The organism is Brachybacterium tyrofermentans (assembly GCF_039526165.1).
Lineage (GTDB): Bacteria > Actinomycetota > Actinomycetes > Actinomycetales > Dermabacteraceae > Brachybacterium > Brachybacterium tyrofermentans.
In genome coordinates this window covers 275,523-290,470 of the sequence record NZ_BAAAIR010000046.1, presented here as the reverse complement: position 1 = coordinate 290,470, position 14,948 = coordinate 275,523, and the positions used below count along the sequence as shown (strand labels likewise).

The 14,948-nt window shown below is 70.6% G+C and carries 16 protein-coding genes; 9 read left to right on the top strand and 7 right to left on the bottom strand.

Annotated elements, in window-relative coordinates; genetic code table 11:
* Positions 1 to 43 precede the first annotated feature (43 nt).
* From ABD093_RS15420 to ABD093_RS15405, 4 genes are all read left to right on the top strand, one after another.
* Positions 44 to 694 carry a TetR/AcrR family transcriptional regulator gene (locus ABD093_RS15420; RefSeq protein WP_343925586.1) on the top strand — a complete coding sequence of 217 codons (651 nt, stop codon included), beginning with the start codon at positions 44 to 46 and terminating at the stop codon, positions 692 to 694.
* Positions 695 to 765: 71 nt separating this feature from the next.
* A complete protein-coding gene (locus ABD093_RS15415) occupies positions 766 to 987 on the top strand; it encodes a DUF3107 domain-containing protein (protein WP_343925584.1) in 222 nt (73 codons plus the stop codon).
* A 6-nt stretch (positions 988 to 993) separates the two neighbouring features.
* Entirely contained in the window at positions 994 to 2,841 is a 1,848-nt protein-coding gene (locus ABD093_RS15410) for a metallophosphoesterase family protein (RefSeq protein ID WP_343925582.1), read from the top strand.
* A gap of 63 nt (positions 2,842 to 2,904) precedes the next feature.
* Complete coding sequence (locus ABD093_RS15405; RefSeq protein ID WP_343925580.1) at positions 2,905 to 4,842, top strand: DEAD/DEAH box helicase; 1,938 nt, start codon at positions 2,905 to 2,907, stop codon at positions 4,840 to 4,842.
* Positions 4,843 to 4,951: 109 nt separating this feature from the next.
* On the opposite strand, the gene ABD093_RS15400 is transcribed toward ABD093_RS15405, so the two are convergent.
* Positions 4,952 to 5,581 (bottom strand): MarC family protein, encoded by a 630-nt coding sequence (locus ABD093_RS15400; protein ID WP_343925578.1) that lies wholly within the window; start codon positions 5,579 to 5,581, stop codon positions 4,952 to 4,954.
* Positions 5,582 to 6,463: a PHP domain-containing protein gene (locus ABD093_RS15395; protein ID WP_343925576.1), complete on the bottom strand. Its 882-nt coding sequence runs from the start codon at positions 6,461 to 6,463 to the stop codon at positions 5,582 to 5,584.
* Positions 6,464 to 6,500: 37 nt separating this feature from the next.
* On the opposite strand from ABD093_RS15395, the gene ABD093_RS15390 reads away from it, so the two are divergent.
* From ABD093_RS15390 to ABD093_RS15375, 4 genes are read left to right on the top strand one after another with little or no spacing between them, the layout of a single operon-like run.
* The gene (locus tag ABD093_RS15390; protein ID WP_343925574.1) at positions 6,501 to 8,036 is read left to right on the top strand and encodes an aminopeptidase P family protein; all 1,536 of its coding nucleotides are present in this window, start codon (positions 6,501 to 6,503) and stop codon (positions 8,034 to 8,036) included.
* Positions 8,033 to 9,361 carry a magnesium transporter MgtE N-terminal domain-containing protein gene (locus ABD093_RS15385; protein ID WP_343925572.1) on the top strand — a complete coding sequence of 443 codons (1,329 nt, stop codon included), beginning with the start codon at positions 8,033 to 8,035 and terminating at the stop codon, positions 9,359 to 9,361. Before ABD093_RS15390 ends, ABD093_RS15385 begins: the two co-directional genes overlap by 4 nt.
* Entirely contained in the window at positions 9,361 to 10,098 is a 738-nt protein-coding gene (locus ABD093_RS15380) for a DUF1003 domain-containing protein (RefSeq protein ID WP_377802324.1), read from the top strand. Before ABD093_RS15385 ends, ABD093_RS15380 begins: the two co-directional genes overlap by 1 nt.
* Positions 10,095 to 11,243: an Mrp/NBP35 family ATP-binding protein gene (locus tag ABD093_RS15375; protein ID WP_343925570.1), complete on the top strand. Its 1,149-nt coding sequence runs from the start codon at positions 10,095 to 10,097 to the stop codon at positions 11,241 to 11,243. Before ABD093_RS15380 ends, ABD093_RS15375 begins: the two co-directional genes overlap by 4 nt.
* Positions 11,244 to 11,328: 85 nt before the next feature.
* On the opposite strand, the gene ABD093_RS15370 is transcribed toward ABD093_RS15375, so the two are convergent.
* Positions 11,329 to 11,754: a twin-arginine translocase TatA/TatE family subunit gene (locus tag ABD093_RS15370; protein WP_193116228.1), complete on the bottom strand. Its 426-nt coding sequence runs from the start codon at positions 11,752 to 11,754 to the stop codon at positions 11,329 to 11,331.
* Positions 11,755 to 11,887: 133 nt separating this feature from the next.
* Between ABD093_RS15370 and ABD093_RS15365 the strand changes: the two genes are divergently transcribed.
* On the top strand, positions 11,888 to 12,550 hold the full coding sequence (locus ABD093_RS15365) for an O-methyltransferase (RefSeq protein WP_193116229.1): 663 nt from the start codon (positions 11,888 to 11,890) through the stop codon (positions 12,548 to 12,550).
* 93 nt (positions 12,551 to 12,643) lie between these two features.
* Here ABD093_RS15365 and ABD093_RS15360 read toward each other — a convergent pair whose 3' ends face one another.
* From ABD093_RS15360 to dapE, 4 genes are all read right to left on the bottom strand, one after another.
* Complete coding sequence (locus ABD093_RS15360; RefSeq protein ID WP_193116230.1) at positions 12,644 to 12,814, bottom strand: DUF3117 domain-containing protein; 171 nt, start codon at positions 12,812 to 12,814, stop codon at positions 12,644 to 12,646.
* Between the two features lie 78 nt (positions 12,815 to 12,892).
* Positions 12,893 to 13,054 carry a hypothetical protein gene (locus ABD093_RS15355; RefSeq protein WP_193116231.1) on the bottom strand — a complete coding sequence of 54 codons (162 nt, stop codon included), beginning with the start codon at positions 13,052 to 13,054 and terminating at the stop codon, positions 12,893 to 12,895.
* Positions 13,051 to 13,788 (bottom strand): LOG family protein, encoded by a 738-nt coding sequence (locus tag ABD093_RS15350; RefSeq protein WP_193116232.1) that lies wholly within the window; start codon positions 13,786 to 13,788, stop codon positions 13,051 to 13,053. The genes ABD093_RS15355 and ABD093_RS15350 overlap by 4 nt, the downstream gene beginning before the upstream one ends.
* Before the next feature lie 40 nt (positions 13,789 to 13,828).
* Positions 13,829 to 14,938 carry a succinyl-diaminopimelate desuccinylase gene (gene dapE / locus ABD093_RS15345; RefSeq protein ID WP_193116233.1) on the bottom strand — a complete coding sequence of 370 codons (1,110 nt, stop codon included), beginning with the start codon at positions 14,936 to 14,938 and terminating at the stop codon, positions 13,829 to 13,831.
* Between the last annotated feature and the right edge of the window lie 10 nt (positions 14,939 to 14,948).

The window sequence follows — 14,948 nt, the reverse complement described above, 5'->3', positions numbered from 1 at the left end:
CGCATCACTCGGACCCCGTCATCCCCTCCGGAGGTCGATGAGCATGTCTCCGTCACCCACCACACGGATGCCTCGCGCCCAGCGTCGCACCCAGCTCCTGGAGCTCGCCACGCAGGTGTTCACCCGGAAGGGCTATCACGGCACCTCGATGGACGACATCGCCGCGGCCGCCGGGGTCACCAAGCCCGTTCTCTACCAGCACTTCGACTCGAAGGTGACGCTGTACCTCGAGGTCATCGACATCATCGCCGTGGGCCTCCTGGCGGAGGTGAGGGAGATCGGCGCCTTCGAGGGCGACACGACGCAGCGGGTGCGCTACGGGATCACCCGTTTCTACGAGCTGATCTCCGTCCAGAACGCCTTGAGGCTGTTCACCGGCAACGAGTCGATCTCCGACGAGGTGCAGGAGCGGGCGAGCGCGGTGCTCGACCAGATGGCGATCGACCTGGCCGAGGTGCTCACGGCATTCCGCGAGATGAGCACGGCGCAGTCGAGGATCATCGGACGGGGGCTCATCGCCGCCACCCAGACCACCGCGCTGCTGCTGCACGACGCGCAGGATGATGTCGAGCGCGAGGAGATCCTCGAGGTCACGTCCGCCTTCATGGTGCACGGACTGGCCGGTTTCACGCCTCGGGAGGGCACGGCGGCCACCGGCTCTGCGCTGGGAGCGGACGCCCCTTCCTCGTCCTGATCCGCCGGGTAGGCTTTCTGACATTCAGCATCGGACGTCCCCGCCTCAGAGGCGGAGGGAAGGACATCGCCATGGAGATCCGCATCGGCATCCAGCACTCGCCCCGCGAGATCGTCATCGAGTCCGGGGAGAAGGCGGACGAGCTCCTCGAGCGTCTGAGCACCGCGGTCGCCGAGGGCTCCCCGGTCACCCTGGTCGACGACAAGGGCCGCACCGTGCTCGTCCCGGGCGCCAAGGTCGCGTACGCGGAGCTCTCCACCGAGGAGCCCCGCCGCGTCGGCTTCCTCGGCTGAGCATCGATGAGCTCGTCGTCCGAGGGGCCCGGCCCGTCCGAGTCGGCGGGCTCTCCTGCGGAGCACGGGCCCTCCACGGGTGCGGGTCCTAGCGGCTCAGCGGCAGACGACTCGACGGCGATGGACTCGGCGGAGAACGACTCGACCACCACCGACTCACCCGTCGAGGGCCCGACGGCTGACGGCAGGACCGCTGCGGAGGCGGCCCCCGACGAGGAGTCCGCCGCAGAGACCTCGACGCGACGTCGCCGTCGCCGCCTGCGCGCCCTCAAGATGCTGCACATCTCGACCACGACGGTCGTCGCCCTGCTGGGGGCGATCGTCGGCCTCATGCTGGTCCCCGCGACCCGGGCCGACGTCGGCCCGCTGACCGCGAGTGTGCACCTGCGCCCCTCGCTGACCTCGGAGACCGTGCTCCTGCTGCCTCCCGTCGGCGAGGTCTCCTTCGACACCCACACGGCGCCGGTGCGCATCGAGGCGCGGGTGCAGGGCGTCGACATCGACAAGGCCGAGGCGCTCTTCTACTCCAGCACGGGCTTCACCGAGCTCACCCGGACCGCTCCGGAGGCGATCATCCGTGCGGCCGCGCTCAATGCGGTCCTCAACGCCCTGTTCGCCGCCGCCGGCGCCGGTCTCGTCGTGGGCCTCACCTTCCGACGGGTGCGCCGGGCGCTCGTCGCCGGTGGCAGCGCCGTCGCGCTGGTGGGCGTCTCCGTCGCGATGACCTCCGTGACCTTCCGGCCCGACTCCCTGTACCAGCCGAAGTTCGACGGCCTGCTGTCGCAGGCGACCTACATCGCGGACATCGGGCAGGCGACGGCAGCCGACTATCAGAACTATCGCAGCACCCTCGCGGAGTTCGTGGGACAGGTCTCCGCCCTGTACATCGCCGCGGACTCCCTGCCCGTGGGCCTCGACGAGGACAACCTGATCTCGGTCCTCCATGTCTCCGACATCCACGACAACCCCCAGGCCTACGACGTCATCGAACAGCTGCACACGCAGTTCGCGATCGACATGGTCATCGACACCGGCGACATCGTCTCCTGGGGCACCCCGGTGGAGACCCAGCAGCTGAGCGTGATCGGCGGGCTCGGGATCCCCTATGTCTACGTCAGCGGCAACCACGACGGCGCGGCGTCCGCGGCGAAGATCGCCGAGCAGCCCAATGCGACCGTCGTGGACAACGAGGTCGTCGAGGTCGCCGGCCTGCGGATCGCCGGGATCGGCGATCCCCGCTTCGCCGCCGACGACGACTCCGACGCCGGCGGCTGGCGCGAGGGCACCGAGGCGATGGCCGCGAGCGGGTTCCAGCTCGGGGACACCATCACCGCCTACGACGAGGCACACCCCGAGGCCCCGGTCGACCTCGCCCTGATGCATGATCCGACGCAGCCCCAGGGACTCGAGGGTCGCGTGCCGATGGTGCTCTCGGGCCACATGCACACCTCGAAGGTGGAGCTGGACCGGGACGGGTCGGGCACGGACTGGTTCACCGTCGGCTCCACCGGCGGCGCGCTGGCCTCAGGCGGTGTGCTGCCCGTGCTGCAGGGCGACGCCCCGCTCGACCTCACCGCCAGGATGCTCTACTTCGACAAGGACACCCGGCGCCTCGTCGCCTACGACGACATCGTCATGGGCGGCCTGGGCCTGGTCTCGGTATCCATCCAGCGCACCCAGATGCCGCCGGAGGTCCCGGAGCTCGAGGTCCCCGACGGTGCCGAGACGCCCGAGGCCCCGATCCCCGAGGACCAGGAGGTCCAGCCGGGCGAGGGCCTGCCGGACGAGGAACGCGTCACCCCGACGGATCCGGTCAGTCCGCTCCCCGAGGTCAGCGACGCCGGCGAGGGCTGATGACGGGTGGCAGGGAGCCCCGGGGGCTACCATGGCAGTGATTACCCATGACCAGAGAGTTGAATGGTGCCTGAATCCATCCCGCACATCGATGAGGCCGTGTCGGCCTCCCCCGCCGTCGAGCAGAGCTCCGGCACCCCGAACACGAACGAGGCTCCTGTCGCCGTCGAGCCCCAGCAGACCTTCGCGGACTTCGACGTCCGCTCCGACATCGTCGACGCCCTCGCGGCGAAGGGGATCATCCATCCGTTCCCGATCCAGTCGATGACCCTGCCGATCGCCCTGCGCGGTCGCGACATCATCGGCCAGGCGAAGACGGGCACCGGCAAGACCCTCGGCTTCGGCATCCCCCTGCTGCAGGCGGCGATCGCCCCCGGCGAGGACAATCCGGACGACCGCCCCATCGGCAAGCCGCAGGCCCTCATCGTGCTGCCCACCCGCGAGCTCGCGGTACAGGTGGCCGAGGACCTCATCGCCGCGTCGGCCAAGCGGCCGGTGCGCATCCTCACCGTCTACGGCGGTCGCGCCTACGAGCCCCAGATCGAGGCGCTCGAGCGCGGCGTCGAGGTGGTCGTCGGCACCCCGGGTCGTCTGATCGATCTCATGCGCCAGAAGTACCTGGACCTGTCGCAGGTGCGCACCGCGGTGCTCGACGAGGCCGACGAGATGCTCGACCTCGGCTTCCTCGAGGACATCGAGAAGCTCCTGCAGGCCGTGCCCACCACGCGCCAGACCATGCTCTTCTCCGCGACGATGCCCGGCCCGATCATGGCCCTGGCCCGTCGTTTCATGAACCGTCCCACGCACATCCGCGCCCAGGACCCCGATGACGGCGCCCGCACCAAGGCCGACATCAAGCAGGTCGTCTACCGCGCGCACCAGCTCGACAAGATCGAGGTCATGGCACGGATCCTGCAGGCCCGTGGGCGCGGCCTGTCGATCATCTTCATGCGCACGAAGCGCCAGGCGGACCGGGTGGCCGGCGATCTCGCCGATCGTGGCTTCGCCGCCTCCCCGCTGCATGGCGACCTCGGCCAGGGTGCCCGCGAGCAGGCCCTGCGCGCGTTCCGCAACGGCAAGATCGACGTGCTGGTCGCGACCGACGTCGCCGCCCGCGGCATCGACGTCACCGACGTCACCCATGTCGTGAACTGGAACTGCCCGGACGACGACAAGACCTACCTGCACCGCACCGGTCGCACCGGTCGCGCAGGGAAGAAGGGCACCGCGGTGACCTTCGTCGACTGGGAGGACCTTGCGCGCTGGGGGCTCATCGCCCGTCAGCTGGGGCTGGAGTCCGCCGAGGCGGTCGAGACGTACTCGACCTCGGATCACCTCTACACCGAGCTCGACATCCCCACCGAGGCCAAGGGCACGCTACCCAAGAACAAGCGCACCCGCGACGGTCTCGAGGCCGAGACGCTCGAGGATCTCGGCGGTCCCGATGGGGGCCGCGGCGGTCGCGACAGCGGGCGTGGCGGACGCGACGGTGGCCGCGGCGGACGCGACGGCGTTCGCGAGAGCGGGCGTGGCGGACGCGACGGTGGCCGTGGAGGTCGTGGTGGTCGCGACAGCGGGCGCGGAGAGCGCAGCTCCGCACCCCGCGAAGAGCGGGCACCTCGCGAAGAGCGGGCTCCTCGCGAAGAGCGGGCTCCTCGTGAGAATCGCGCACCGCGCGAGCAGCCGGCCGACGGCGCGAACGATCGTCCCCGTCGTACCCGCTCCCGCACCCGCCGGGTGAACGGCGATGTCGTCTCCGACTCGGGTGCTTCCTCGTCGAACGGCGCTTCGTCGAGGGGTTCAACGGCCGAGAACGCAGCGTCCGGCACTGTCTCGTCCCGCGGCTCCGGCCCCCGGAGCGAGAACACCGGCTCGCGGAACGAGAAGACGTCCGAGGGAAGCGGCGAGGACCGTACGCGTCGGCGTCGTTCCCGCGGCGGCCGCGGTCGCAGCCGCGGCGGCGAGAGCCAGCAGACGCAGAACTCCGGTTCCGACGCCTGATCCTCCAGGACATCACGACGGCCCTGCGGCGAGCACCAGCTCGCGGCAGGGCCGTCGTCCTGTTCAGGCCCTGCTCACGCCTGGACACGAATCGTGCCGATCAGCCGGCTCAGCCGGCGATGACGCCCCAGGAGACCAGGAACGAACGGATCGCGTCGAAGATCATCTGGGTGCTGATCGCCGCCAGCAGCACGCCGGAGATCCGGGTGACGAGAGTGACGCCGCCGTCGCCCAGCACCCGGGCGATCACCCCCGCGAAGCGCATCGCGAGATACATCGTCAGCGCCAGGGCCACCATGGCGACCACGAGCGAGATGATCCGGGAGGCCTCGCCGCCGGCCTGCTGCACGAAGAGCATCACGGCCACGATCGCTCCTGGACCGCCCAGCAGCGGAGTTCCCAGCGGCACCAGGGCCACGTTCACCCCCTCGCTCGCCGCCATCTCGCCCTCCTTGCCGGCCAGCAGCTGAAGGGCGACGATCAGCAGCAGCAGGCCCCCGGAGAACTGCAGCGCCGGCAACGAGATGTGCATGTAGTCGAGGATGAAGCGCCCGAACACCGCGAACACGGTGATGATCAGCATCGCGACCGCGACGGCGACGAGGGCCGCACGGGACCGCTGCTTCGCGGTCATGGTGCTGGTCAGGGAGAGGAAGATCGGGACGGTCCCCGGGGGATCGATGATGACGAAGAGGGTGACGAACACTCCCGTGAGGAAGCTCAGGTCGACCAGGTTCACTTAGCGTATGACCTCGGTGCTGCTCGTGGCGCGGTGGGTGACCGCGGCCAGGACATCCGGCTGCGTGAGGTTCTCTCCGAGCCGGTTGGGTTTTCCCGCGCCATGGTAATCGCTGCCGCCGGTGATCAGGAGGTCATGCGAGGCGGCGAAGTCCCGCAGCCGCGTGCGTTCTGCCTCATCGTGCTCCCGGTGGTCGACCTCTACCCCCGCCAGTCCCACCTCCACCATCTCCTCGAGCAGCTCCAGGGGCAGGTCCGCATCGCGGGTCACGGAGCCGGGATGGGCCACGATCGCCACTCCCCCGGCGTCCCGGATCGCGCGCACCGCCGCGACCGGTGACGGCGCGTAGTACGGCACGTAGTAGGGCCCGGACGGTTTGAGGATCTCCTGGAACGCGGCGGAGCGGTCCGCGACGGCCCCGTAGGCGACCAGGGCGTCGGCGATGTGGGGCCGCCCGATCACGGTCGACTCGCCGGCCGCCTGTGCCCGCACGTCGTCCCAGGTGATCGGGTAGTCCTGGGAGATCAGCTCGACCATCGCGCGAGCGCGGTCGACGCGGGAGGCGCGAGCCCGCGCCATCTCGGCCGCCAGCTCGGTCTCCGGCGAGGGATCCACCAGCAGGGCCAGCACGTGGACGCTCAGCCTCCCGTGCTCGGCCGAGACCTCGATGCCCGGCACCGCGGCGACGCCGCTCGCGGCGACCGCGTCAGGCAGCTCCGGCCAGCCTGCGACCGTGTCGTGGTCGGTGAGGGCGAGTACGTCCAGATCGGCCGCCCGCGCACGGCTGAAGAGGCCCGCCACATCGCAGGTGCCGTCGGACCAGGACGTGTGGGCATGCAGGTCGATGCGCGTGGCGCGCGACTGGTTGGACCGCTCACTCATACGCCCAGCGTAGTCCGCCTCGTGAGACCATCGGGGGGTGAGCACCGAGAGCACCGACACCAGCACTGATCGCACGGACGACACGAAGGACCTCGCCAGCCGCGGAGACACCCGCAGCCAGCGGCCCACCAACGAGGCCTTCCGCGAGTTCATCTCCTCCGGGTGGGACGAGACCGTCCCCGATGCCGAGCGCCGCGACGCCGCGGACTTCACGCCCGCGCGCCGTGACGCCCTGGTGCGTCGCCTCCCCGCCACGCGCCTGGTCCTGCCCGCCGGCGTGCTGAAGGTCCGCTCCAACGACACGGACTACCCCTTCCGCCCGGAGACGGCCTTCGCCTACTTCGCCGGTCTGGGCACCGACGAGGAACCCGACAGCGTGCTCGTCGTCGAGCCCTCGGCCGAGGATCCCGAGCGTGCGGTGGCGACCTACTTCTTCCGCCCCCGCGCCGGCTTCGACACCTCGGAGTTCTATGCCGACTCCCGCTACGGCGAGATGTGGGTGGGGCGGCGTCCCACCGTCGCCGAGGCCTCCCAGCGCCTGGGCATCGAGGTGCGCCACATCGAGGAGCTGCGCGACCATCTCGCCAAGGACGTCGGGGCCCAGCTGTCGCTGTCGGTCATGCCGTCGGTCGACGCCTCCGTGGAGGCGATGGTCCAGGAGATCCGCACCCAGAACGGCCTCCCCGACGGGGCCGACGCCACCGCGGAGTTCGATCGGCTGCGTGAGGCCGCGAGCGAGCTGCGCCTGGTCAAGGACGAGTACGAGGTGCGCCAGATGCGCGCGGCGGTCGACGCGACCATCCGCGGCTTCGAGGACGTCATCACCCGCCTGCCCGAGGCCGTGGGCCATGAGCGCGGCGAGCGCGTCATCGAGGGCGTCTTCGCGGCCGCTGCTCGCGCCGAGGGCAACGGAGTCGGCTACGACACCATCGCCGCCGCCGGCGACCACGCCTGCACCCTGCACTGGACCCGCAACACCGGCGCGGTGCGCGAGGACGAGCTGGTGCTGATCGATGCCGGTGTCGAGATCGACTCGCTGTACACGGCGGACGTCACCCGCACCCTTCCGGTCTCCGGGACCTTCTCCCCCATCCAGCGGAAGGTCTACGAGGCCGTTCTCGAAGCCGCCGATGCCGCCTTCGCCGTCGCCCGCCCGGGACTGCACTTCCGTGACCTGCACACCGCGGCGATGACGGTCCTCGCCGCCCGCCTCGAGGAATGGGACCTGCTGCCCGGCACCGCCGCGGAGTCGCTCTCCGCCGACGGTCAGTGGCATCGACGGTGGATGCCCCACGGCACCAGCCACCACCTGGGCATGGACGTGCACGACTGTGCCCAGGCCCGCCGCGAGATGTACCTCGACGCGGAGCTCGAGCCCGGCATGGTCTTCACCATCGAGCCGGGGCTGTACTTCAAGGAGAACGACCTGCTGGTCCCCGAGGAGCTGCGAGGCATCGGCGTGCGCATCGAGGACGACGTCCTGGTGACCGCGGACGGCGTGGAGAACCTCTCCGCGGCCGCCCCGCGCCGGGTCGAGGACGTCGAGCGCTGGATCGCAGAGCTCCGGCAGTGAGCACCACGTCGCAGCCCCGCTTCTACGCGGCACGTCTGGTCGGCACCACCGTCTTCGACCCCCTCGGGGATGCCGTCGCACGGGTGCGGGACATCGTCGTGCTTCCGCAGTCGCGCGGCGCGGCGCGTGCCGTCGGCCTCGTGGTCGAGGTCGCCGGCAAGAGACGCGTGTTCCTCCCGATCACGCGCGTCACCGCCATCTCCCCGGGGCAGGTGATCTCCACCGGGGTGCTCAACGTGCGTCGCTTCGAGAAGCGCTCCGGCGAGCTCCTGGTGGTCGGCGACCTGCTGGATCGTGCGGTGACCCTGACCGACGGCACCGGCGGGGCGACGGTGCTGGACATCGCGCTGGACCAGAACCGGCACAAGGACTGGGAGGTCTCCCGGCTGCATCTGCGGCGTCCCCGTCGCGGCAGCTCGCTGAGCCGTCTCGTCTCCCGCGGCGAGACCCTCACGGTGGAGCTGAACGAGGTCACCGGCCTCTACGGCACCCAGGAGGAGCAGTCCGCGCATCTGCTGGCCGCGTCCTACCAGGACCTCAACCCCGCCGACCTCGCCGAGATCCTCCAGGAGCTCGATGCGAAGCGTCGCATCGAGCTGGCTGGCGAGCTGGCCGACGAGCGCCTCGCGAACGTGCTCGAGGAGCTGCCCGAGGACATCCGGGTCGAGGTCGTCACCGGACTGGATGCCACCCGTGCGGCGGACATCCTCGACGCGATGGACCCCGACGACGCCGCGGACCTCGTCCAGGAGCTGCCCGAGCAGGTCGCCTCCCAGCTGCTGAACCTCATGGAGCCGGAAGAGGCTGAGGACGTCCGTCGGCTGCTGGCGTATGACGAGTACACCGCCGGCGGCATGATGACCACGGAGCCGCTCATCGTGGCTCCGGAGACCCCGGTCGCGCACTGCCTGGCCATGATCAGCCGGGAGGCGCTGCATGCCGCCCTAGCCTCGACCGTGCACGTGTGCCGCTCCCCGCTGGAGACCCCCAGCGGGAAGCTGCTGGGCATCGTCCACTTCCAGCAGCTGCTGCGGGAGCGCCCCGACCGGCCCGTGGGCGAGATCCTCGACAACGACAAGGTCGCCGTGGGCCCCACCGCACCGCTCTCCGCCGTGACCCGCGAGATGGCCACCTACAACCTCGTCTCGATCCCGGTGATCGACGAGGAGGGTCGACTGCTGGGGGCCGTCACCGTCGATGACGTGCTGGACCATATGCTCCCCGACGACTGGCGCGAGCAGGACGAACCCGTTCCCACCACCGGACAGATCGATCTGTCCGAGATCGCCCGGGCCACCGCCCGTGATACCGCGAAGGAGGGCTGATGATGGCCGAGCACAACCCGGCACCACTCGACGATCCGTCGCCCCGCCGCAGCGCCCTCCTGCGCAACCCCTTCCGCGGCGACGCCTTCGGTCGCGGCGCCGAGGGCTTCGCCCGCATGATGGGCACCCCGGCCTTCCTGGTCGGGATGACGCTGTTCTGTGCGATCTGGCTGACCTGGAACTCCCTGGCCCCGGTCTCCGCGCAGTTCGATCCGCGCGCGCTGAACTTCACCCTGCTCACGCTGATCCTGTCCCTGCAGGCCTCCTACGCCGCGCCCCTGCTGCTGCTCGCGCAGAACCGCCAGGACGACCGCGACCGCGTGCAGGCCGAGCAGGATCGCCAGTCCAACGATCGCAACCATGCGACCACGGACTTCATCACACGCGAGATCGCCTCGCTGCGACTCGCGCTCAACGACGTCGCCACCCGTGACTTCGTGCGCGGCGAGCTGCGCGACCTGCTCGAGGAGCTCGACTCCGATCAGCAGGGGAATGACAGCCGCGACGCCCCCGGCGGGCGCGGTTCCCGGGGCTCCCGCGGTGCCGCGTCCCCGCTCGACGCCGACGCGCTGCGCGCCATCCTGCGGGAGGAGATCGATGCCGTGCTGAGCGAGCGCGAGCGCATCGAGTCGCGCGATGCCGCCGATACCTCCCCCACCGCTGACACCGCAGCGGCCGCCGATTACACCGATTCCACCGATTCCACCGATCTCCCGAAGGAGCAGAACACTCTGTGACCGCCACTGATTCCGTGCCCGCCGACGACCGCGTCGCCCAGATCCATGAGGCGCTGGCCGGGGTGATCGACCCCGAGATCCATCGGCCCATCACCGAGCTCGGGATGGTCGACTCGGTGACCGTGGACGACGAGGGCATCGCCCGGGTGCAGGTGCTGCTGACCATCGAGGGCTGCCCCATGCGGGACCGCATCGAGCGGGACACCGCCGAGGCGACCGCGACGGTCCCCGGGCTCAGCCGGGTCGAGGTGAGCACGAGCGCCATGACCGAGCAGCAGCGGCGCGAGCTCACCGACCGCCTGCGCCAGGGGCGCCGCCAGATCCCCTTCAACCAGCCCGGATCGCTCACGCGCATCTATGCGATCTCCTCCGGCAAGGGCGGCGTCGGCAAGTCGACCGTGACCGCGAACCTCGCCGCCGCGATGGCCGCCGACGGGCTGCGGGTCGGGGTCATCGACGCCGACATCCACGGCTTCTCGATGCCCGGCATGTTCGGCATCACCGACCAGCCCACCAAGGTCTCCGATCTGCTGATGCCGCCCGAGGCGCACGGCGTGGCCGTGATGAGCATCGGGATGTTCGTGCCCGAGGGACAGGCCGTGGTGTGGCGCGGCCCGAAGATGCATCGGGCGATCGAGCAGTTCGCCTCCGACGTGTTCTGGGGCGACCTGGACGTGCTGCTGCTGGACCTCCCGCCCGGCACCGGCGATGTGGCGATCTCCGTCGCGCAGCTGCTGCCCGGTGCCCAGATGGTCGTGGTGACCACGCCGCAGCAGTCGGCCGCCTCGGTCGCCGAACGCGTCGGCTCGCTCGCGAGCTCCACGGAGCAGGAGATCGCCGGGGTGGTCGAGAACATGGCCGGCCTGACCCTGCCCGACGGCACCGTGATGGACGTCTTCGGCTCCGGCGGCGGCGACCGGGTCGCCGAGACCCTCGCGGGCGCCGTCGGCCACGACGTGCCCGTGCTGGGACGGATCGGCCTGGACCCGGCCCTGCGCGAAGGCGCCGATCAGGGGACGCCGCTGGTGCTCTCGGCCCCGGACTCCCCCACGGCGATGGCGCTCAAGGGCGTTGCCCGGGCGCTGGTGCGCAAGCCGCGGGGGCTCGGAGGTATGAAGCTGCCGCTCACCGTGGCGCGGCACTGAGCGTCAGACCCCGCTCGCGGTGAGCATCCGACATGGCGCGCGGTGGCTCGGTCCGAGGACCAGGTCACCGGGCAGGTGCTGAGGCTCAGGTGGCCTCGGGGTCGAAGGGGGCCCGCTGAGGGCTGTCGTCCTTCGAGCCCTTGGAGGACTTGCCGCTCTTGGAGGACTTGGCCTTCGACGCCGCGCCGGCCGCTCCGGCCCCGGCTGCGACGGAGAGCGACTCCTTGCTGGGCAGCAGCTCCTCGATATCGGTGTCGCCCCAGGCCTCCCGGATGATGCGACGGGGGTCGTACTGGCGAGGATCGTACTTCTTGAGATCCTCCATGGCGATGCCCATCTCGTCCTCGACGGTCGCCCGGGAATCGTCGACCCATCGACGGGCCTGGCGAACCCACTGCACGAGCTGGCGCGTGACGCCCGGGAGCCGCTGCGGGCCGACGATCACGAGGAACACGACGATGAGGATGACGAACTCCCACCCGCCGAGTCCCATGAATCCGGTGCCGCCCATGTCCCACCTGTATGTGTCGTCCGCTGGTATGCAATGCCATTATGGCATCGCGCACGGCTGTGGGGTCCCAGCCTCGCCCGGTTCCTGACATAGTCTGGGCCAGATCGTATGGGCCCACGGAAAGGATGCAGTCATGTCGTCGGGAAAGGTGGCCAGCTGGGCCCATGGTGAGGAGTTCGTCGACGAGTCGATCCTCTTCGCCGACGACGGCGTCCTCGCCCGTGCCAGGGAGCGGGGCAACGAGCTCGGAGCGACTCCGGTGCTGCCCGGGGCGGGCGCCCTGATGCGCGTGCTCGCCGCGGCCGTGCAGGCGAAGGCGGCCGTCGAGATCGGCACCGGAAGCGGCGTCGGCTCCCTCTATCTGCTCTCCGGGATGCACCCGGACGGTGTGCTGACCACGATCGACCCCGAGGTCGAGAACCAGCGAGCCGCGCGGCAGTCGTTCACCGAGGCGAAGATCCGTTCGCCGCGGGTGCGCACGATCGCGGGCAACCCGCGAGATGTCGTCGGCCGCCTCACCGATCACGCCTATGACCTGGTGAGCTTCCCGGCACAGGCCCCGCATGCGGTGGATCTGCTCGCCCATGCCCGACGCCTGCTGCGCCCGGGCGGCGTGCTGGTGATCCCGCATGCGCTCTTCCACGACCGGGTCGCGGATCCGGCCTCCCGCGACGCGGATACCCGCTCAGTGCGCGCCCTGCTCAGGGCCGTCGCCGAGTCCGAGGACCTGGTGCCTGCCCTCACGGGCAGCGGCGACGGCGTGCTCGCCGCGGTCCTGCGCCCCGTCTCGCCCTGAGCGGACCGGGTCGGCCGCGGCACGACCCTCCGAGACGTCGACAGCCCCGCACCTGGTAGGTGCGGGGCTGTCGACGGCGGCCTGGCCCGGCTGTCAGGACGGGATGACGCCCTGCAGGGCGTCACGAAGCTCCACGGCTTCCGACGCGGCGATCTCGACGACCAGACGGCCGCCTCCCTCGAGCGGAACCCGCATGATGATGCTGCGTCCCTCTTCCACGACCTCGAGCGGACCGTCCCCGGTGCGCGGCTTCATAGCAGCCATGGCGTGCCTCCTTGATGGTGTCGCTGCCCAGAGTGGCTCCCCCGGACGGGGCCTCCGGCAGCGCGCGTACGGTGGCTATTATCTCAGGTTCTTCGACCGGATCGGGCGCCTTGCCCGCCGATGCCCCCGAGGAGCCTCGATTCCGGATCCGATCCGGCCCGTCGCGAGCAGCACCATGAGCACGGCGACCACCGCTGCGACCAGCAGGAGCAGCAGCACGATGGGGGTGGCTGCGCTCATCTCCGTGCCGACTCGCGCAGCACGTCGAGGGCTTCCTGCGCGGTGTCCACCACGCGCAGCAGGTCGATGTCTCCCGGGTTGATCGTGCCCCCGTCGAGAACGGCGCTGGTCAGCCAGTCCAGCAGGCCCTGCCAGTAGGCGCGGCCCACGAGCACCACGGGGAACATGTCGATCTTGTGGGTCTGCATGAGGCACAGGGCCTCGAACAGCTCGTCGAAGGTGCCGAAGCCGCCGGGCATCACCACGAAGCCGCTGGAGTACTTCACGAACATCGTCTTGCGGGCGAAGAAGTACCGGAAGTCGACACCGAGGTCGACATACTCGTTCATCCCCTGTTCATGGGGCAGCTCGATCCCGAGGCCCACGGAGATACCACCCGCTTCCTGGGCGCCGCGGTTCCCGGCCTCCATGATGCCGGGGCCGCCGCCGGTGATGACGGCATAGCCGAGGTCCACGATGCCCTGGGCGATCTCGCGGGCGCACTGGTAGGACGGGTCGTCCTCACGCAGGCGCGCGGACCCGAAGATCGAGATGGCCGGCCCCAGCTCGGCCAGCGCCCCGAAGCCCTCCACGAACTCCGACTGGATGCGCATCACCCGCCACGGGTCCGAATGCACCCAGTCACCGGGCGCGTTCTCCTCCAGCAGCCGCTGGTCCGTGGTGCGGGCGGGGCGCTGCGTGCCGCGCAGGGTCACCGGCCCTTTGCGATGCCGTTCTCGTTCCTCGGGAGTCATGGGCCGAGCGTAACCGTGCGGCCGCCCCCGCGGCGCCCGCTCACCGAGCGGACACGCCCAGCCAGCGGCGCAGCGCGGCGAGCGCCACCCGGAGATCCTCGAGCGGCACGTGCTCGTCATCGGTGTGGGCGAGCAGCGGGTCGCCGGGCCCGAAGTTCACCGCCGGGGTGCCGAGCGCCGAGAAGCGGGCCACGTCGGTCCAGCCCTGCTTGGCGGAGACCGGCACATCGCCGAGGGCGGCGAGGAAGTCGCGGGCCGCGTCATCGCCGAGGCCGGGCAGGGCGCCGGCAGCGGAGTCGGTGACCACGATGTCGAGGTCGAGACCGGAGAGCACCTCGCGCACATGCGCCTCGGCCTGCTCCGGGGAGGTGTCCGGGGCGAAGCGGTAGTTCAGGGTCATGCTCGCGAGGTCGGGGATGACGTTGCCGGCGATGCCGCCGGAGATCGCGACGGCGTTGAGGCATTCGCGGTACTCGAGGCCGTCGATCACGGCGCGACGGGCCTCGTAGGCCGCGAGTCGCTCGAGCACGGGGGCGAGGTGGTGGATCGCGTTGTCCCCCACCCAGTCCCGCGCCGAATGCGCGGCGATGCCGCGGGCGGTGACCTCGAGCTTCATGGTGCCCTTGCAGCCGCCCTCGACGCCCGCCGAGGTGGGCTCGCCGAGGATCGCGAAGTCCGCCTCGAGGTAGTCGGGATGCTCGGCGGCGATGCGGGTCAAGGAGTTGTCCGCCGCTGCGACCTCTTCGTGGTCGTAGAAGATCCAGGTGAGGTCCACCGGTGCGGCGTCGGCCTCGACGGCGAGCTGGAGGAACACCGCATCGCCGCCCTTCATGTCGCAGGTCCCGCGCCCCACGAGCTCGTCACGGCCGTCGCGGGTGCGGCGGGAGGAGGGCAGGTTGTCGGCGACCGGCACGGTGTCCAGGTGGCCTGCCAGCAGCACGCGGCGCTCCAGGCCGCGCCGGGTGCGGGCGATGACGGTGTCGCCGTCGCGGATCACCTCGAGGTGCTCGGCGTGCTCGCGCAGCGCGGCCTCGACGGCGTCGGCGAGCGGCTTCTCGTTCCCGGAGACGGATTCGATGTCGACGATCGCGGCGGTGAGCTCGACGATGTCGGCGTGGGGGTCCAGGGCAGGGGCGACGCTGTTGTGCATGCGGCCATTG

Bases quoted from the DNA above. Each gene is read 5' to 3' on its own strand.
- ABD093_RS15380 (WP_377802324.1), top strand. From the start codon at position 9,361: ATGATGGCCGAGCACAACCCGGCACCACTCGACGATCCGTCGCCCCGC.
- ABD093_RS15415 (WP_343925584.1), top strand. From the start codon at position 766: ATGGAGATCCGCATCGGCATCCAGCACTCGCCCCGCGAGATCGTCATC.
- ABD093_RS15420 (WP_343925586.1), top strand. From the start codon at position 44: ATGTCTCCGTCACCCACCACACGGATGCCTCGCGCCCAGCGTCGCACC.
- ABD093_RS15365 (WP_193116229.1), top strand. From the start codon at position 11,888: ATGTCGTCGGGAAAGGTGGCCAGCTGGGCCCATGGTGAGGAGTTCGTC.
- ABD093_RS15405 (WP_343925580.1), top strand. From the start codon at position 2,905: ATGGTGCCTGAATCCATCCCGCACATCGATGAGGCCGTGTCGGCCTCC.
- ABD093_RS15410 (WP_343925582.1), top strand. From the start codon at position 994: ATGAGCTCGTCGTCCGAGGGGCCCGGCCCGTCCGAGTCGGCGGGCTCT.
- ABD093_RS15355 (WP_193116231.1), bottom strand. From the start codon at position 13,054: ATGAGCGCAGCCACCCCCATCGTGCTGCTGCTCCTGCTGGTCGCAGCG.
- ABD093_RS15350 (WP_193116232.1), bottom strand. From the start codon at position 13,788: ATGACTCCCGAGGAACGAGAACGGCATCGCAAAGGGCCGGTGACCCTG.
- dapE (WP_193116233.1), bottom strand. From the start codon at position 14,938: ATGCACAACAGCGTCGCCCCTGCCCTGGACCCCCACGCCGACATCGTC.
- ABD093_RS15360 (WP_193116230.1), bottom strand. From the start codon at position 12,814: ATGGCTGCTATGAAGCCGCGCACCGGGGACGGTCCGCTCGAGGTCGTG.
- ABD093_RS15395 (WP_343925576.1), bottom strand. From the start codon at position 6,463: ATGAGTGAGCGGTCCAACCAGTCGCGCGCCACGCGCATCGACCTGCAT.
- ABD093_RS15370 (WP_193116228.1), bottom strand. From the start codon at position 11,754: ATGGGCGGCACCGGATTCATGGGACTCGGCGGGTGGGAGTTCGTCATC.